At 68.9% G+C, this 19,362-nt stretch carries 10 protein-coding genes; 8 read left to right on the forward strand and 2 right to left on the reverse strand.

What is annotated here, in order from left to right:
- Window positions 1-228: 228 nt before the first annotated feature.
- The 8 genes from araB (at window position 229) to ACFYM6_RS16235 (ending at window position 10,291) form a co-directional block, all read left to right on the forward strand.
- Window positions 229-1,926, forward strand: coding sequence for a ribulokinase (gene araB, locus ACFYM6_RS16200; RefSeq protein ID WP_387276124.1), 1,698 nt, complete (start codon window positions 229-231; stop codon window positions 1,924-1,926).
- The gene (locus ACFYM6_RS16205) at window positions 1,923-2,654 is read left to right on the forward strand and encodes an L-ribulose-5-phosphate 4-epimerase (protein WP_387276126.1); all 732 of its coding nucleotides are present in this window, start codon (window positions 1,923-1,925) and stop codon (window positions 2,652-2,654) included. Before araB ends, ACFYM6_RS16205 begins: the two co-directional genes overlap by 4 nt.
- 108 nt (window positions 2,655-2,762) lie before the next feature.
- Window positions 2,763-3,767: an ABC transporter substrate-binding protein gene (locus ACFYM6_RS16210; RefSeq protein ID WP_387276128.1), complete on the forward strand. Its 1,005-nt coding sequence runs from the start codon at window positions 2,763-2,765 to the stop codon at window positions 3,765-3,767.
- Window positions 3,768-3,947: 180 nt separating this feature from the next.
- On the forward strand, window positions 3,948-5,492 hold the full coding sequence (locus tag ACFYM6_RS16215; RefSeq protein WP_387276130.1) for a sugar ABC transporter ATP-binding protein: 1,545 nt from the start codon (window positions 3,948-3,950) through the stop codon (window positions 5,490-5,492).
- Window positions 5,489-6,559 (forward strand): ABC transporter permease, encoded by a 1,071-nt coding sequence (locus ACFYM6_RS16220; protein WP_387276131.1) that lies wholly within the window; start codon window positions 5,489-5,491, stop codon window positions 6,557-6,559. The genes ACFYM6_RS16215 and ACFYM6_RS16220 overlap by 4 nt, the downstream gene beginning before the upstream one ends.
- Window positions 6,559-7,554: a galactofuranose ABC transporter, permease protein YjfF gene (yjfF, locus tag ACFYM6_RS16225; protein ID WP_387276133.1), complete on the forward strand. Its 996-nt coding sequence runs from the start codon at window positions 6,559-6,561 to the stop codon at window positions 7,552-7,554. Before ACFYM6_RS16220 ends, yjfF begins: the two co-directional genes overlap by 1 nt.
- A 29-nt stretch (window positions 7,555-7,583) precedes the next feature.
- On the forward strand, window positions 7,584-9,089 hold the full coding sequence (gene araA / locus ACFYM6_RS16230; protein ID WP_387276134.1) for an L-arabinose isomerase: 1,506 nt from the start codon (window positions 7,584-7,586) through the stop codon (window positions 9,087-9,089).
- Window positions 9,090-9,271: 182 nt separating this feature from the next.
- Complete coding sequence (locus tag ACFYM6_RS16235) at window positions 9,272-10,291, forward strand: LacI family DNA-binding transcriptional regulator (protein WP_387276136.1); 1,020 nt, start codon at window positions 9,272-9,274, stop codon at window positions 10,289-10,291.
- Between the two features lie 141 nt (window positions 10,292-10,432).
- Here the strand turns inward: ACFYM6_RS16235 and ACFYM6_RS16240 are convergent, their stop codons facing one another.
- Together ACFYM6_RS16240 and ACFYM6_RS16245 are read right to left on the reverse strand one after the other, a co-directional pair.
- Window positions 10,433-13,357, reverse strand: coding sequence for a beta-L-arabinofuranosidase domain-containing protein (locus tag ACFYM6_RS16240; RefSeq protein WP_387276138.1), 2,925 nt, complete (start codon window positions 13,355-13,357; stop codon window positions 10,433-10,435).
- Window positions 13,358-13,709: 352 nt separating this feature from the next.
- Complete coding sequence (locus ACFYM6_RS16245) at window positions 13,710-18,974, reverse strand: PxKF domain-containing protein (protein WP_387276140.1); 5,265 nt, start codon at window positions 18,972-18,974, stop codon at window positions 13,710-13,712.
- Window positions 18,975-19,362: the final 388 nt, after the last annotated feature.

Below are 19,362 nucleotides of genomic sequence, written 5' to 3' on the forward strand. Positions count from 1 at the left end.
GCACCAGCGCCAGCGCCAGGGAGCCGGCCGACGAAGCGGCGTGCCACGGCCATGAATGTGAGCGTGCACAGGGCGGCAATCACAGGCGGGTCCACCGGGCTCGCACCCCACGACGAGTCACAGGCTCCCGGGCACGGAAACAGAGTTGCGAGCAGGTTTCCGGAGAGCTCTTGACGGATCGAATGTGAGCGCTAACACTGTGGCGAGAAGGTGAACGGGGAGGATCTCATGACTGCTTCGGCTGGACCCGGCGACCAGGTCGTCGTCGGCGTCGACTTCGGCACGTTGTCCGGGCGGGCACTGGTGGTACGGGTTCGCGACGGCGCCGAACTGGGCACGGCGGTCCACGCCTACCGGCACGGCGTCATGGACTCCGTGCTGGCCGCCGACGGGCAGCCGCTGCCGGCCGACTGGGCCCTGCAGGACCCCGACGACTACCGGGACGTGCTGCGACACGCGGTGCCCGCCGCACTCGCCGCGAGCGGTGTCGCCGCGCAGCAGGTCATCGGTATCGGCATCGACTTCACGGCCTGCACCGTGCTGCCCACCCTGGCCGACGGCACCCCGCTGTGCGAGCTGCCCGACCTGCGTACCCGCCCGCACGCCTACGTCAAGCTGTGGAAGCACCACGCCGCCCAGCAGCAGGCCGACCGCATCAACGCCCTGGCCCACGAGCGCGGGGAGGCCTGGATCGGCCGTTACGGCGGCAAGATCTCCGCCGAGTGGCAGTACGCCAAGGCCCTGCAACTGCTGGAGGAAGGCCCCGAGATCTACGCCCGGGCCGAGCGGTGGATCGAGGCCGCCGACTGGATCGTCTGGCAGTTGTGCGGCGCCGAAACCCGCAACGTGTGCACCGCCGGGTACAAGGGCATCCGCCAGGACGGCCGCTACCCGTCCCGGGACTACCTAGCCGCGCTGAACCCGGGGTTCGCCGACTTCGTCGAGAAGATCGACGGCCCGCTGGCCGCCCTGGGTGCGCGCGCCGGCGGACTGACCGCTCAGGCCGCGGCGTGGACCGGCCTGCCCGCGGGCATCGCCGTGGCGGTCGGCAACGTGGACGCCCATGTCACCGCCGCCGCCGCGCAGGCCCTCGAACCGGGCCGGCTGGTCGCCATCATGGGCACCTCCACCTGCCACGTCGTCAACGGCACGGAGTTGGCCGAGGTGGCTGGCATGTGCGGCGTGGTCGACGGGGGCATCAGCGCCGGCCTCTGGGGGTACGAAGCCGGCCAGAGCGGGGTCGGCGACATCTTCGGCTGGTACGTCGAGCACGCCGCGCCCGACGGGTTCGCCTCCCACGAGCTGCTGACCGAACAGGCGGCTGCCCAGCCCGTGGGCGCCCACGGGCTGGTGGCGCTGGACTGGTGGAACGGCAACCGGTCGCTGCTGGTCAACCACGACCTGAGCGGGGTGATCGTCGGGCTGACCCTGGCCACCCGGCCGGCCGACATCTACCGTGCGCTGCTGGAATCCACCGCGTACGGGACCCGCATGATCATCGAGGCGTTCGCCGCTGCGCGGGTGCCGGTGCACGAGCTGATCGTCGCCGGTGGATTGACCAGCAACCGGCTGCTGATGCAGATCTACGCCGACGTCACCAACCGGCCGCTGGGCATCATCGGCTCGGCCCAGGGCCCGGCGCTGGGCTCGGCGATCCACGCGGCGGTCGCGGCGGGGGCCTATTCCGACGTGTTCGCGGCCGCCACGGCGATGGGCCGGGTGGACCGCGACGCCTATCTGCCCGATCCCGGTCGGGCCCGTGCCTACGACGCGCTGTACGCCGAGTACCGGCGGCTGCACGATCACTTCGGTCGCGGCGGCGACGACGTCCTGCTGCGCCTACGCGCCATCCGTAACGCCGCCCGGTCGGCGGTCAACCACGCGCGGGCCGACGAGGCCCCGCTCCCCGCGAAGGTCATGGCATGAGCAAGCAGTTCAGCACGAGCGCCGAGGTGGCACAGCTGTGCGAGACGGTGGCCGCCCTGCACGCCGAACTCGTCCGGTACGGCCTGGTGGCCTGGACGGCCGGCAACGTCTCGGCGAGGGTGCCGGGACGGAACCTGATGGTGATCAAACCGAGCGGGGTGTCCTACGACGACCTGCGGCCCGACCACATGGTCGTCTGTGACCTCGACGGAATCGTGGTGGAGGGTGACCTCTCGCCGTCGAGCGACACCGCCGCGCACGCCTACGTCTACCGGTCGATGCCGGACGTCGGTGGCGTCGTGCACACCCACAGCAGCTACGCGACCGCCTGGGCCGCGCGGGGCGAGCCCATCCCCTGCCACCTCACCGCACAGGCCGACGAGTTCGGCGGTGAGATCCCGGTCGGCCCGTTCGCCCTCATCGGCGGTGACGACATCGGCAAGGGCATCGTCGCCACCCTCTCCGGGCACCGCTCCCCCGCGGTGCTGATGGCCAACCACGGCGTCTTCACCATCGGCCCGGACGCGAGGGCGGCGGTCAAGGCCGCGGTGATGTGCGAGGACGTGGCCCGCACCGCACACCTGGCCAGGGCGCTCGGCCAGCCGGTGCCCATCGCCGCCGAGGACATCGACTCGCTCTACGAGCGCTACCAGAACGTCTACGGGCAGGCCCGGTTCCGTCCACCAACCGGTAGCACGAGCCGGTGCCAGCCGGCATCTCACGAATGACTCGCCAAACCTGAACAGCGCGCATCGTCCATGGCCCGGCCTTCCGGCACGTCCGGCGCGGCCAGGCACAGCCAGGTACCCCACCACACCCCCGTAAGGAGTCATCACATGAACACCGGCAATTCGATCAGCCGCCGCGGGTTCGCCACCATGCTGGCGGCCGGGCTGCTCGCCACCGGGCTGACCGCCTGCTCCAACAGCGACACCGGCGGCGACGGCGGCACGAAGGCCGACGGCAAGATCGTGCTCGGGTTCTCGCAGGTCGGTGCCGAGAGCGGCTGGCGCACGGCGAACACCAACTCCATCAAGGAGGCCGCCGGCGCCGCGGGCATCGAGCTGAAGTTCGACGACGCCCAGCAGAAGCAGGAGAACCAGATCAAGGCGATCCGCAACTACATCCAGCAGAAGGTCGACGTCATCGCCTTCTCGCCGGTCGTGGAGTCGGGCTGGGACACCGTGCTCAAGGAGGCCAAGGACGCCGGGATCCCGGTGATCCTGACCGACCGCGCCGTCGACTCGGCCGACAAGTCGCTCTACAAGACCTTCCTCGGCTCGGACTTCGTCAAGGAGGGCCGGCTCTCCGGCGAGTGGCTGGTCGAGCAGACCAAGTCCGCGACCGGCCCGGTGAACATCGTGGAGCTGCAGGGCACCACCGGATCGGCACCCGCCAACGACCGCAAGAAGGGCTTCGCGGAGGCGATCGCCGCCAACCCCAACCTGAAGATCATCGCGTCGCAGAGCGGTGACTTCACCCGCGCCGGCGGCAAGCAGGTCATGGAGCAGTTCCTCAAGGCCAACCCGAAGATCGACGTGCTGTTCGCGCACAACGACGACATGGGCCTGGGCGCGCTGGAAGCGATCACCGCCGCGGGCAAGGTGCCGGGCAAGGACATCACCATCATCACCGTCGACGCGGTCAAGGACGGCATGCAGGCCCTGGCCGACGGGAAGTTCAACTTCATCGCCGAATGCAGCCCGCTGCTCGGGCCCCAGCTGATGGACCTGGCGAAGAAGGTCCACGCCGGCGAGACGGTGCCGACCCGGATCGAGACCGAGGAGACCACCTTCACCCAGGAGCAGGCCAAGGAGGCCCTGCCGAACCGCAAGTACTGACGGGCCGGGGCACCGGCACAGCGCCTGCGCCGCGATGCCCGCCGGCGCACCGAACGGGCCGGCGGTGGACCACACCGCCGGCCCCGACCACTCTCCCGCACCGTGAGCCGACGGGCCGGGACCGCCGTGAACGGTCGCGGCGGCAGGGCACCTGACGACAATCACGAAAGGTCTGGTGGGATGTCGGATAGGCATCCGGTCCTGACGATGACCGCGATCAGCAAATTCTTCCCCGGAGTCCGCGCCCTCGACGGCGTCGACTTCCGGATGTTCCCTGGCGAGGTGCACGCCCTGATGGGCGAGAACGGCGCCGGCAAGTCCACCTTGATCAAGGTGTTGACCGGGGTGTATGCCAGCGACGCCGGAACCATCACGCTCGACGGCGCCCCGGTCTCCTTCACCGGCCCAAGGCAGGCCACGGCAGCCGGGGTGAGCACCGTCTACCAGGAGGTGAACCTCTGCCCGAACCTGTCCGTGGCGGAGAACATCTTCATCGGGCGCCAGCCGCGACGGTTCGGGACCGTGAACTGGCGCGAGATGCGCCGCCGCGCGAAGGCCCTGCTGGCCCGCCTCGACCTGGACATCGACGTCACCGAGCTGCTCGGCAGCTACTCCCTGGCCGTACAGCAGATGGTGGCGATCGCCCGCGCCGTCGACGTCCGCGCCCGGGTCCTGATCCTCGACGAGCCCACGTCCAGCCTCGACGCCGACGAGGTCGCGCAGCTCATGCGCATCATGCGCCAGCTGCGCGACGAGGGCATCGCGATCCTCTTCGTCACGCACTTCCTCGACCAGGTGTACGAGGTCGCCGACCGCATCACCGTCCTGCGAAACGGCCGCCTCGTCGGCGAGTACCCGACCCCGGAGCTACCGCAGTTCGCCCTGGTGGAAAAGATGATCGGCAAGGAACTCGACACCCTGGAGCGACTCGACGAGCAGGCCGGGCGGGACCTGGCGGCCGTCGAGACGGGCACCCCGGTCGTCGAGGCGACCGGGCTTGCCCGAACCGGCTCCGTGGCACCGTTCAGCCTCACCATCCACCAGGGTGAGGTGGTTGGCATGGCAGGCCTGCTCGGGTCGGGCCGCACCGAGGTCGCCCGGCTGTTCTTCGGAGCCGATCGGGCCGACCGGGGTCAGCTCGCCGTGGATGGCCGGCCCGTCACCATCCGGGGACCGGTCGCCGCCATCGAACAGAACATCGCGTTCTGTTCCGAGAACCGGCGCACCGAGGGTCTGGTGGGCGACCTGTCGGTGCGGGAGAACATCATCCTCGCTATGCAGGCGGCCCGCGGCTGGCTACGGCAGGTGCCCCGACGCCGCCAGGACGAGCTGGTCCGGCGCTACATTGAGACGTTGAGCATCCGCCCGGCCGACCCGGACATGCCGGTGCGCAACCTCTCCGGGGGCAACCAGCAGAAGGTCCTGCTCGCCCGCTGGCTGATCACCGAGCCGCGGCTGCTGATCCTCGACGAGCCGACCCGCGGAATCGACATCGGCGCGAAGACCGAGATCCAGCGCCTCGTGGTGCAACTCTCCGATGGCGGGATGGCGGTGCTGTTCATCTCCGCCGAACTGGAGGAGGTGCTGCGGCTCAGCCACAAGGTCGCCGTGATGCGCGACCGGCAGCTGGTCACCCAGCTGGCCAACGACGACAGCCTCGATGCCGAACGCGTCATGCGCGTCATCGCCAGCGGAGCCGAGCAGAAAGGGCAGGACGCGGCATGACCACCTGGAAGACACGCCTGTCGGGCGCCGCCGGTCACCGGCTGTTCTGGCCGGTCGTGGTGCTCGTGGCGTTACTGGCGGCGAACGCCGTCTACCGGCCGAGCTTCCTGGCCGTCGAGCTCAAGGACGGGCACCTCTACGGCAGCCTGATCGACATCGTCCGGCTCAGCGCCCCTCTGATCCTGGTCGCCCTGGGCATGACCCTCGTGATCGCCACCGGTGGGATCGACCTCTCCGTGGGGTCCGTGGTAGCCGTCAGCGGCGCCGTGGCCTGCCTCTACATCAGTCGCCAGCCGGACCAGAGCAGCCTCGGCACCGTACTGGCCGCCCTGCTCATCGCGTGCGGGGTCGCGCTGCTCCTCGGCGCCTGGAACGGGGTGCTGGTCGCCGTGATCGGCATCCAGCCGATCATCGCCACCCTGATCCTGATGGTCGCCGGGCGCGGCCTGGCCCAGCTGATCACCTCCGGACAGATCATCACCATCAACAGCAGTCCCTATCGGATGATCGGCGTCGGACACCTCCTCACCCTGCCGTTCGCGATCATCATCGCCCTGGCCGTGACACTGATCGTGGCGGTACTCACCCGCCGCACCGCACTCGGGATGATCATCGAGGCGGTCGGCGGCAACGCCGAGGCCAGCCGGCTGGCGGGCATCCGCGCGCGGCGCATCAAGCTCCTCGTATACGTCGTCAGCGCCGCCTGCGCCGCCGTGGCCGGGTTCATGATGACCGCGAACGTGTCCAGCGCCGACGGCAACTCCGCCGGGCTGTGGGTGGAACTCGACGCGATCCTCGCCGTGGTCATCGGCGGCACGGCGCTGACCGGCGGCCGTTTCTACCTCAGCGGCACCGTCGTCGGCGCGCTGATCATCCAGACCCTGACCACCTCCGTGTACGCCATGAACATCGACCCGCAGACCTCCCTGCTGTTCAAGGCGATGGTGGTGATCGCGGTCTGCCTCATCCAGGCACCGGCGTTCCGCGCCAGGTTCCGCCGTCGGCGAGTGCCCGGGGCGCCGCCGTCGGTCCCGGTCGAGCAGAAGAAGGAGCAGGTGGCAGCCTGATGAGCACCCCGCAACTGACCGCGCGGCTGGGCCGACCGACGTGGTGGCGCCTGCCCCGGCGGCAGGTCCCGGTACTGGTCAGCCTCGGTCTGCTGCTCGTCATGTACGGCATCGGCGTCTCGCAGTACCGTGCCTTCTCCAACATCCAGGTCATCTTCAACGTCTTCATCGACAACGGGTTCCTGCTCGTCGTCGCGGTCGGGATGACCTTCGTGATCCTCACCGGCGGCATCGACCTGTCGGTCGGCTCGGTGGTCGCGATGACCGCGATGGTGTCGGCCGCACTGCTGCGCGAGGGCCTGCCGTCCACGCTGGTGCTGCTGATCGCGCTGCTGATCGGCCCAACGCTCGGGTTCGTGATGGGCTGCATCATCCATTTCTTCGACATCCAACCGTTCATCGTCACCCTGGCCGGCATGTTCTTCGCCCGTGGCCTGTGCACCTGGATCAGTTCGGTCTCCGTACCCATCTCCGACGGCTTCTGGACCGCAGCGGCACAGGAACGGATCAGGATCGGCGACAACTTCGTGACCGTCAGCGTCCTCATCACGGTCGTGGTGGTCGCCCTGGCCGCGTACACGCTGGCGTACACCCGACTGGGCCGCGACGTGTACGCCATCGGCGGCAACCCGCAGTCGGCGCTGTTGATGGGCCTGCCGGTCGGCCGCGCCCGGATCGCCGTCTACACGATCAGTGGTCTCTGCTCGGCGATCGGGGGCATTCTGCTGTCCTTCTACACCCTGTCGGGGGCCCCGCTGATCGCCGTGGGCATGGAGCTGGACGCGATCGCCGCGGTGGTCATCGGCGGCACCCTGCTCACCGGCGGCGCCGGCTACATCGTGGGCACCGTGCTGGGTGTGCTCGTGCTCGGTGTCATCCAGACACTGATCACCTTCGACGGCACGCTCAACTCCTGGTGGACCAAGATCGTGATCGGCGGCCTGCTGTTCGCGTTCATCCTGCTCCAACGCCTCATCGCCATCGGCAAGAAGTAACCCACGATCCGCACATCGGAAGGCACCCCATGACTAGCCCATCCCCGGCCGCCGAGGTCTGGTTCCTCACCGGCAGCCAGGGCCTCTACGGCCCCGAGACCCTGCGTCAGGTGGCCGATCAGTCCCAGCAGATCGCCGCGCGACTCGACGCCGATCCCGCCATCCCCGCCCGGGTGGTCTGGAAGCCCGTACTCACCTCCAGCTCCGAGATCCTGGCCGTCTGCCGCGACGCCGCCGTACAGGGGGTCGTGGGGATCATCGCGTGGATGCACACCTTCTCCCCGGCGAAGATGTGGATCTCCGGTCTGGACGCGTTGCGTACCCCGCTGTTGCACCTGCACACCCAGGCGAACGTGGCGCTGCCGTGGTCCGAGATCGACATGGACTTCATGAACCTCAACCAGGCCGCCCACGGCGACCGGGAGTTCGGGTACGCGCAGACCCGCCTCGGCGTCGCCCGCAAGACGGTCGCCGGGCACGTCAGCAACCCGCAGGTCACCGCCCGAATCGCGGCGTGGACCCGAGCCGCGATCGGATACTCGGAGATGCGCTCGCTGCGGCTGGTCCGCTTCGGCGACAACATGCGCGACGTGGCCGTCACCGAGGGTGACAAGGTCGAGGCTGAACTGAGGTTCGGGGTCTCCGTCAACACGTACGGGGTGAACGACCTGGTCCATGCCGTCGACGCCGTCGCCGACTCGCGGATCGACGAACTGGTCAAGGAGTACGACGACAGCTACCGGCTGGACCCGACGCTGCGCCCCGGCGGTGAGCGCCACGATTCCCTGCGCTACGCCGCCCGGATCGAGGCCGGGTTGCGGGACTTCCTCGAGGCCGGCGGGTTCGGCGCCTTCACCACGAATTTCGAGGACCTCGGCGGGCTGCGGCAACTGCCCGGCATCGCCGTGCAGCGGCTGATGGCCGACGGCTACGGCTTCGGCGGGGAAGGCGACTGGAAGACCTCCGTGCTGGTGCGCACGCTCAAGGCCATGTCGGTGGGGAGCGGCGGTGGCACGTCCTTCATGGAGGACTACACCTACGACCTCACCCCTGGGCGGGAACTCGTCCTCGGCGCACACATGCTGGAGGTCTGCCCCAGCATCGCCGCCGCGACGCCGACCGTGGAGATCCACCCGTTGAGCATCGGCGGGCGCGAGGACCCCGTACGGTTGGTCTTCGACGCCACGCCCGGCCCGGCGGTGGTCCTGGGGCTGGCCGACATCGGCGAGCGGTTCCGGCTGGTGGCCAACGAGATCGACGTGGTCGCCCCACCACAGCCGCTGCCCAAGCTGCCGGTCGCCCGGGCGGTGTGGCGGCCCCGCCCGAACCTCGCCGCCTCCGCGGAGGCATGGCTCACCGCGGGCGCGCCGCACCACACGGTCCTGTCCCAGGCCATCGGGACCGAGGAACTGCACGACCTCGCCGAAATGACCGGCACCGAACTTGTCGTCATCGACGCCGACACCACCCCTCGGCGGTTCGCCCACGAGATCCGCTCGAATCAGGCCTATTTCCGACTGGCCAGAGGATTCTGAACCGGAATCACAATTCACAGGCGTCAATCGATATTCGGCGCAGCCCGGTGCCGGAAACGCGCCGGCACTCCCATCCGCAACCGAGCGCCGCACGGCCCTCCCCACCGCTATCGCCGGGGAGGGCCGTGCGCCTCTCCCCGCCGAAAGCGGCAGGACTACGATGACCTCGACAGGGAGGTGCCATGATTCAACAGCCGGCCGTGCGCGCCGCAGTCATGAGCGATGTCGCACGTCTTGCCGGCGTCTCCCATCAAACCGTCTCCCGAGTGCTGAACAATCATCCGAGCGTCCGGCAGGAAACCCGGGAACGGGTGCTCCGGGCCGTGCATCAGCTCAACTATCGACCCAACGCCCTGGCCCGCGGGCTGGCCTCACGGCGCTCCCACGTCATCGGCGTGGTCAGCTTCGACACGATCCTCTACGGCCCGGCCGCCACCCTGCTCGGCATCGAGCGCGCAGCCCGCGCCGCCGGCTACGGCATCAGCATCGTCACCCTGGAACGGCTCGACCGGTCCGGGGTGACTTCCGCCATCGACGCCCTGGCCGAGCAGTCTGTGGCCGGGGTCGTGCTCATCGCCCCGATGGTCAGTGCCGCGGTGCACGGCCTACCCACCGGCGTACCCGCGGTGGTGGTCGAGCCCGGCGGCGACGGCGAGTTGCCCACCGTCGCGGTCGACCAGGTTGCCGGCGCCCGCCTCGCCGTCGAGCACCTCCTCGAGCTCGGGCACGAGACCGTGTGGCACATTGCCGGGCCGCGCGACTGGCTGGAGGCCCGCGACCGCACCGACGGGTGGCGTCTTGCCCTGGAGACGGCCGGCCGCCGCGTCCCGCCGGTCATCGCCGGAGACTGGAGCCCGCGGTCCGGCTACGAGATCGGGCAGACCCTGGTCGACCGCCCGGACATCACCGCGATCTTCTGCGCCAACGACCACCAGGCGCTCGGCCTGCTCCGCGCCCTGCACCAGCGGGGCGTGCGGGTGCCGGACGACGTCAGTGTGGTCGGATTCGACGACATTCCGGAGGCTGCGTACTTCTCCCCGCCGCTGACCACCATCCGGCAGGACTTCGACGAAGTCGGCCGCCGGTGCGTCGCCGCACTGCTGGATCTGATGACCGCCGGCCCGTCCCTCGGGCGGGCGAACCCGCCCCCGGTCGCGCCGACGCTCGTGGTCCGGGACAGCAGCGGCAGCCGAAAGTCCTGAGCAAAGACCCCGAACGGCCCGGCGGAAGCTCCGCCGGGCCGTTCGTTTCACACGCCGCTTGAGCCACCTACCGGAGACCCCGCCAGCCATCCATGACCCGGCACGGCCCGGCCTCGATCGACCCTCGGCAGACAGGAACGGTCACGGGGCCAGATCCCGCTCGGACCTGGCGGCCGCGAGGAAGATGGCCTGCCGCTGCGATTCGGTGTGCCGCCCGGCCGTGACCCATTCGTCCGAGACCGCCATCACCCGCTGAAGGAACTGTCCGTGGTTGCGGAAGGGCGCCGTCTCCCAGACCCGGTCGAGGAACGTCTCGCCGCCCTCGTCCCGAATGCCGTCGTTCGGTACGCCGGTGGCGGCCGACCCGAAGACGACCTCGGGTTCGACCCGCTTGACGTACGAATGGTAGGCGTTGAACTGCCCAGGCACCGGGTCGGAGATGTAGTACGGCGCCAGGGTGTATCCGTGCGTCGTGAAATGCATCGGGACATTCGTCGGCTGGATGGCACTGGCCAGGTCACCGTCCAGCTTCAGATCCTTGAAGAAGGTGAACTCCCGGTAACTGGGCGTGTCGTCGCGGACGACCATGAGGGTGGGGCCGTAGAGAATGGACTGGATCGACTTGTTGTCGAGCGCCTTTTCCACGCGGAAGCTGAACGGCATCGAGATGTCGATCGTGTCGCCGCGGGACCAGTGCCGGTCGAGGGTCACGTAGCTGCCGGGTGTCGCGGTCAACTGCTGGCGGAGGCCGTTGATCCGGACCGTGTAGCCCTTCACGGCCCACGACGGCACCCGAAGGCTGATCTTCAGCCGGCCGCTGCCCTCGTCGATCCGTAGCCGGCTGGCCCCTTCGGTCGGGTACTGCGTCTCCTGGGTGATGACGAACCTGCGGCCGGGCCAGGTCAACGTCGAGGCGATGAAGAGGTTGACGTAGAGCGTCGACTCGTCCGCCGACTGGAAGTAGATCGACTCCTGGTACTTGGTGTGGCTCTCCAGGCCGGTGCCGTTGCAGCAGCTACCGTTTCCGCCGTACCGGCTGTATTCGATGGTGCTGCCGATCCTCCGCGAGCGGCCGGGCCACATGTTCTGGTGGTAGGTCACCTCGGTGGCGGTGACGCTGTCAATGTCCCGGCGTGAGCTGAGGATCTGGTTGTGCAGCGCCTTCTCGTAGAAGTCCAGGTAGGCCGGATTCTGGTCGTGGAAGAACAGATTCCGCGTCAGCCGGAGCATGTTGTAGGCGCAGCAGGTTTCGGCGTGCCGCGGGTCCGAGGACGAGGTGAATCCGGAGGTGATGATCCCGCGTACCCCGAAGTGCTCGCTGCGGCCGGCGCCGCCGTTGCTGAAGGTGCGGTGTGGGACGACCATGGCCCAGAAGTTCCTGGCGGCGGTGTGGTACTCCTCGACGCCGGTCTGCTCGAAGATCCGCAGGTAGCCGATGTTCGGGGCCATGTACTGGTTGGCGTGGCGCCCGTTCAGCTCGTCGCGCTCGGCGAGCGAGGCGTCGAACAACGTGGTGAAGGTGAACGCCTTGGCGGCCTGAAGGTACCGAGCCGAGGCTTCGGCATTCGGGGCGAGCGCCGAGAGTTCGGCCATGACCTCGTTCATCGAGCCGGCCTCGCCGGCGCTGTAGATGTTCCACATCCGATCCAGCTCGGCCTGGCTGTACCGGCTGAGCCGGTGGTAGGCCCAGTCCCCCATTCGGAAGGCGATGTCCAGCGCCTCCTCGTTTCCGGTCAGGTGGTAGGCGTTGAGCAGTCCCCTCATGATCTTGTGGCAGGTGTACCACGGCGCCCAGACCGCGTTGGCGCCGCTGTTCGGCTGGAGTGTCGGTGGTTCGAGCCGGCTGAACTGCCCCTCGGGGAAGGCGGCGAGGAAGCCGGGATAGCTCGTGCCGATGATGGTGGCGTCACGGCCGTTGCCCGAGTGGTCGACGGCGGTCTCGCCCTCCTCCTCGAAGCGGTACCAGGCCACCATGCCGGTGCGGTCCGGCGACTCCGGTGCCGGGTCGGCGGTGGCGAGTGCCTGCACCTCGGCCGCTGTCAGGGCGCGGCGGTAGACCCGGAAGTCGTCCACCGTCGCGTTGAGGTACGGGTCGTTGGCGCTCTGCGACCGCCCGATCCAGTTGTTGGTGGTCGAGCCCAGGTTGGCCGGGGTCAGTCGGATCGTGTTCGCCCCGACCTCGATCCCGTTGACGTAGAGCCGGCCAGTGCCGTCCGCGGTGGAGATCGTCACCGCCACGTGGGCCCACTCGCCGACCGGGACCGAGTTGCTCGCGCCGTCGATACGCTGCTCGTTGCCGCTGCCGCTGGTGGTGATCGCGAACCGCGGGCCCAGGTTGGCCGAGACCCACGGCGACAGCGTCAGGTAGGTGCTCGAACTGGCGCCGAAGGTGAAGATCTTGGCGTTGGTCTGGGTGGTGGCGAGCTTGATCCAGACCGCGATCGTCACGTCGCTGACGCCGGCGAGAAGTCCCGCGGGCAGCAGGATGTACTGGTTCGGGTGCGGGTCGCTGAGCCGTACCGCCTTGCCGGACCGGCCGGCGACCCGGCCGACCTCCCGCCCGTCCAGCGCGCGCTGGCACTTGCCCAGTTCCTCGACCAGGTAGTCGAGCTTGTCGAGGAAGACCTCCTCGCCGGTGGCGGCGTAGGCCTGGGACAGGAGCGTCATGTAGTGCCCGGTGAAGTGCCCGCGTAGCAGGTGGTTCGGGGTGTCCCAGCCGCCCGGCCAGGTGCCGGGGGCAGGCAGGCCGGCGTTGACCCGGAACAGGTGCAGCATCCGGTCCGGTCCGTCAAGGACGTTGGCTGTGCCCGGGTAGTTCCTGGCGTAGTTGAGCATCCGGTCGCGCTTCTGCTGGAAGATCCCCTCGTGCAGGGCCACCTGGCCGAGGTCGAACGGCTTGGCTGTGGTGCGGCCGAGCTGCACGGGAGTATTCCCGGTTCCGGCGCCGCCGCCGTTGGCGCTGGCCGCCGAGACTCCGGTGGCCGACGCGATGGTCATCGCGGCGGGGGCGGCGGAGGCCAACGCGCCCAGCCGGAGCAGATTTCGCCGGGAGAACTGCTTGCCCACTTCTCACTCCCTTGGTTTGGCCCGTGGTCGGGCCCGCTGACGAGGGATTCACCGGAAGCCGCCATCGCAGGACAGGCGCAGGCGGGTGTCCGGAGGTGGTGGCCTCGGCACGTGGTCGTCCACCGTCGCGGGCGAGCCGGGCATGTGAGCGCGCTCAAGGCCGTTGCCTGAGTACAACCTGCAGGTAACCGGGCAGGTAAGGCGGTTCAAGTGTTACCGCTCACATCAGCATTGTCAATGCAGCTGCGCGGTCCGGCGCGGCCCGCCCACCGTTTCCGGCCGACACGCCCGCTGCCGATAAAGCAGCGAAGGGGCTGCCGAAAGCAGCCCCTCCGCGTACCTCAGTTCCCCGTCATCGGAGCTTGAACAGCGCGGTCAGGCTCGACCCGTCACGGGTCGTGGCGGTGACCGCGTAGCAGGCGCCGGGGGTGGCCGGCGTCTTCCAGTTGTACTGGAACTGGCCGTCCGCGTACTTCAGCGAGGTGGCACCACTGCCGAGCACCTCGATGTCGGCCGTCGGGGCGCCAGCCGCGCAGGTGACCTGCTTGGCGTCCACCGTGACCAGTGCGGGGTCGGTCAACTCGGTGTCACCCGAGAAGACCTGGAACTTCATGGGCACGGTGCTGCCACCCTTGACGGTGTTGAGCACCCCGCCCATGTCGACCGGGCTGTTGAAGCCCTTCACCGTCCACGGCAGCACGGTGTACGTCTGGGTGGCGGTACCCACGTTGCCCGCGGCGTCGGTCGCCGTCGCGGTCAGGGTGTGCGTGCCCACATCGGTGCGGTAGCCACTGACGGCGCAACCCGCCGGACCAGAGGTGGTGTCGCTCGCGGTGCACGCGGGGGCGGCCGGAACCGCGCCGAAGTACACGATGCCGACCGTGGCGGAGAACTCCGCCCTCGGCGCGACCGTGTCGACCTTGACCGTGGCCGCCTTCAGCTCCTCGACGTTGCCGCTGGTGTCGGTCGAACGGAACTCCACCCGGTGGGTCCCCTGCTGGTCGACGAGGACCGGTGCGTCCCCGTAGGTGGTCCAGTCACCGCCGTCGAGCCGGTACTGCGTGCTGGCCACGGCGAACGCGTCCTTCACCTGAAGCGTGAAGGACGGGACCGCCTTGTACCACCCGTTGTCGCCGTTCGGCTCCGCCGGCGACCAGGTCAGGGTCGTCGTCGGGGCCACCGTGTCCGTGCCGACGGTGAGGGTCAGCGTGGTCTGCGTGGCACCGGCCTGGCTGACGTAGTCGGGCAGGATCAGATCGCCGATGACGACGTACCGGCCCGGGGTGTTGACGATGTTCCCGTCGAAGCGCCAGTCGACGCCGATGGCCTGGTTGTCCCGGGATCCGTCGTTGTAGGACACCTCCACCTTGTTGGGCAGGTAGGGCTGCTCACCCACGTCCACGGTCTGTTCGAACGTCTCGGCACCCTGGATCGAGATGCCGCCCTGGGACATCTCGGGCCGCACGTAGATGCGGGCCTCAGCGATCAGGCCGTAGGCGTCGTTCGTGCCGTAGACCACGAACGGGTCGACGTTGGGCTCCGCGACCATCGCTGGCGTGATCTCCTGCCACTTGAACCCGACCTTGCCGCGGGCGCCGCTGGCGTAGATCCCGTCGAGCTCACTCGGCAGCGTGGGCACGTCGCCCACGCCGGTCCGGATCAGCACCGGCGAACGTACCGAGTCGACCGTCTCGCCGTTGGCGCGCCAGCGCAGCACACCCGTGCCCGCGCCACTGCCCTGAACGCCCCAGATGCGGATACGCAACCGGCTCGTCGTGATCGGTTCGAAGTCGAAGTGGTTGTAGGCGTTGATGGCCACCCCGTTGGCGTACGTCGACCCCTTGGTGAGGGTGACGGGCGTCCAGGTGGTGCCGTCCGAGGATGTCTCGATGGCGTAGGTCGTGCCGTTGGGCCGGCGGGTGCCGCCGTTGTCGTCGTACCAGTAGATGTCGGTCGACGACAGCCGCACCGGCGAGGTCCAGCTGTACTGGATCCACGCCTCCCGGGCGGTGCTGGTGCCGTTCTGTGTCTGGCCCCAGTTGCCCCAGCCGTTGCCGGCGCCCGGGTTCGAGCTGCTCGGGTTGCTGGCTTCGTTGACCCGCTGGTGGTTCTCCCACGACGCCGTACCGCTGGTGGTGACCGTCGCCGAGGAGCCGAACTCCGCGGTCACCGCCCGCTTGGCGAGGGTCACCGCAACGGTTGCCTCGGACCGCTTGTCGCCGTCGTCGGCGACGAACCGGAACACATAGTCACCGGCGACCGTGCCGGTCACCCGGGTCGCCAGCGCCTTCGGGTCGGCGAAGATGACGCCCGCACCCTGCGGCGCGGAGACGGTCTCCCAGCCGAAGCTGAGCTCGTTGTCGTACGGGATGCCGTCGTCGGACGCCGTGCCGACCAGCCTGGTGGACAGGTTGCCGTCCGCCGAGCCGTCGCGCGTGGCGGTGACGACCGGCGCCTGGTTGGAGACGGCCGGCACGTCGCGCCCGGAGTTGAACACCTGGACCTCGGCGATCGCCGTGTAGTAGGTCGGGCTGTTCGTGAACGCGATGCGCACCTTGTTCGACGTGACGGTCTTGAAGAGCGCCTCGTTGAACTTGGCCGCCGGGACCGTCGGGTTCTTGAACTGGTCCGGCACCTCCTTCCAGCCGCCGCTGCCGTTGGGCACCTGAACCCACCAGCGCGCGGGCTCGTGGTAGCCGCCGGCCTGCCGGTCGCTGACGAAGGTCACCTTCACGTTGTCGAAGGACTTGGCCGACCCCAGGTCGAGCTCGACGTAGCCGTTCTTCTCGGTGGTGCCGTAGTTGCCCCAGAACGGCTCGTTCGCGGTGACGCCGTCGGTCACGGCGGCCAGCGACACCGGCCGCTCGGGCTCCGCGATCGCACCCGGCGTGTAGTTCATCGAGGTGGTGCTCCAGCCCGGCGTGTGGAACTGCCGCCACGGCGTCGGCCGCGCGCCCTGCTGGGTGTACGACGAGCTCAGCGCGGCGCCCGTCGCCAGGTTCGGCGCGTTCTGGCTGAGGTCGATGCCGGCCGTCTTGAGGTAATCGACGACGCGGTCGTCCTTGATCGTGGTGTTCACCGCGCTCGGGAAGTTGCTCCCGCTCCCCGCGGTGAAGGTGACGGTCACGCCGTCCTCGGCCTGGACCTGGTTGGTGTTCGGGTCGTAGGTGAGCTTGCCGAGCTTGTCGGTGCTGACCTTCTTCTCACCGTCCAGGAACAGGCTGTAGCCGGCGCCCAGGCCGTACTTGCTGCCGTCGGGGTCCCAGACGATCGTCACGTCGTGCCCGTGGTAGCGCAGGTTGTTGGCCATGAAGTGGTCGTAGCCGAACTTGATCGGCCACAGCTCGATCTTGTCGTCGGACCGCGGCTGGAGGCCCGCCATGTCCTCGACGAAGATGTAGTTCATGTTCCCGAGCATCACGTGGTTCGGGTTGTTGCGGTTGTAGGTCTTCGCGGTCGCGTTCCAGTTGGAGTAGTACTCCGCCTGGTTCGGGACCCGCACGTCCGCACCCGGGTAGATGCTCCAGGCCATCCAGTCCAGCAGCCGCTTGGCGTACTCGGGGGTGACGTACTTCTGCTGCGGGTCGTAGTGGCGCAGCGCCGAGCGGACACCGCGGTACTGCACGGTGAAGTTGATGTTGGAGAAGTTGTTGGAGCCGCCGATCCCGTAGGCCGCCCGGTCGTACTGGTTGGCGGTGTAGAACGGGAAGATCGGGAAGTTGTCGCCGTAGGTCAGGAAGCGGTACCCGTCGACGTAGTTCTGCCACTGGTCGAACGGGATGAGGTTCTCGGCGTAGACGTCGTAGAGGTTCGACTCCTTGGCCGGGATCAGGGCACGGGCGGACGCGGGCAGCGGGTTGGCCTTGCCGTTGGAGCTGGCCGCGCTGGTGGCTCCGTACGACGTGCGGGCCAGGAACATCCGCATGTCGGGGCTCCACAGCTGGCTGAGGATCGCGTCGCGGGTGCCGTTGGCGGCGCTTGCCATCTCGTTGACCTTCGCCTGGTCGGCGCCGGAGATCTGGTAGAGCTGCCGGGCGGCGTCGAGGGCGCCCCACACGTACGCCGACTCGGGGCGTTCGATCGTGCGCGCGCCGGGAGCGCCGGCGTTGGACTTCGGGAAACCGAAGGAGATGGCGTCGGCGTCGTTGCCCGGCATGTAGTTGGTGTCGTAGGCGATGAGCTTGTTCTTGTTGCCGTCGTAGTGCTCGAGCTGGCCGACGCCGTCGCCCTCGAAGTACTGGGCGAACTTGCGTGCGATGTCCTTGCCGCCGCCGTGCACGTTGTACGCCTCGAGGCCGGCGGTGCCGATGTACTGGGAGTAGTGGTTGTTCCAGCTGGTGTGACCGGGGCTGTCCAGGAAGGCGGAGGAGCCGGACAGCTCGCCGATGTTGAGGATCTGGCCGTACGGCAGGTAGGGCGTACGCAGCCACTTGGTGTCCTGCAGGTGCATCGGCTGGGTCAGCGCGATGGCGTTCTGGTAGAGGTTCGACCCCTCGACGGTGGTGGGGTACTGGTAGGCGTAGCCGGGCGCGTTGGCGTCGAGGCTGTTGTAGCGCTCGCCCCACCAGCGGTAGACGATGGCCTTCTCGAGCGCGGGGTCCGGGACGTTGATGTAGGGGACGTCCTGGGCCCAGCGGCGGTTGAACTCGGTGATGCCGGTGCGCACGGCCTGGGCCGGTGCCATCGCGGCGTACTCCTGGTAGCTCTCCACCGTCTTGGGCAGCGTGGCCGAGGAGACGGCGCCGACGACCGACAGCGACACCGCGCCGCCGGCGGGCACGGTGATCTGCCGGTCGAGGTTGGTGCCGCTACGGGTGAAGCCGGCACCGGTGAGGTCGATCGTGACGGTGTTCCACGGGGTGTCGACGAGGCCGTTGTTGGCGCCGCTGGTGATGGTGCGGGTGCCGGTGAGCTCGGCGGCGCTCTTGCCCGCCTGGGTGGCCAGCGGCGACGCGGCGCGGACGGTGAACGTCGCGGGCGAGCCGCCGGGGTTGGTGAAGTCGATGGCCGTGACGGCGACGTTGTCGTAGGTGATGAACTTCGTCAGGTCGGCGGTGACCCCGGTGGTGCCGATCGTGTAGCGGCCCTTGGCGTGGCTCGGCGCGTTGAACCGGTTCGCGCTGACCTCGGTGACGGTCTGCCCGGGCACGGTGACGGTGTAGAGGTTGCCGAGGTTGTTCGGGCCGCCGACGTAGGTGCTGCCGGCAAAGCCCATGGTGGTGAAGTTGTTGGTGCTCGCGCCGCGCATGTAGAGGGAGCGGCCCCTGGTCATCAGCACCGCGGATCCGAGCGTCCCACGGACGCCCAGCACGCGGTCGAGGTAGTAGTCCGTGCCGCTGGCGGCGAGGTCCTTGTCGAAGATCGACTGGTGCATGTTCGAGGCGGTGAAGGGCACCCCGGGCTTGAGCTGCGCGGCGACCTCGGCGACGTTGTTGTAGACCGGGTCCCCGATCTCCATGACGTGATTCTGCCCGTTGGTGTAGACCCCCACGTCGCCCTCGTTGCCGGGCAGGATCGGGCTGGCGGCGTGGGCCGGGGACGGCAGGCCGACGACCCCGCCCACGACCAGCGCGGCCAGCGCCGCCCAGAGGGGCGTCCTCCTCACGCGTCTACTCATCGTGCGTTTCCTCCTTGATATCGGTGCGGCCGGCCATCGGGGGCGCTACCAGCTCCGCACCTTGGTGGTGGTGGTGGTGGTGTTTCGGGGCATTGCGTGCGGCTGCCGGTATCCCGAACCGCGGCGGTCTTTCGGGCCCTGGCACCGGTCTCGTCGCCAACGAACGGCAGCGGTCGGGCGGTCGACCCGTCTCGCGGCCGCCCGAGGTGCGCTCCTGTGAGCGAGGCCACATGAGACCCGAGTGTGAGCGCTAACATTGGCGTCGTCAATCCGCGACCTGGCTTTTCTTTCTGGACCTCCACGCCCGCAGGGCACAGCGTTAGCGCTCACTTCGGCGGCCCGGGCCGAGGGCTGATCACCGGCCAGGGACGAGGCTCGCGCTGAAGCG

This window comes from Micromonospora sp. NPDC006431, from assembly GCF_042870725.1.
Taxonomy (GTDB): Bacteria; Actinomycetota; Actinomycetes; order Mycobacteriales; family Micromonosporaceae; genus Micromonospora.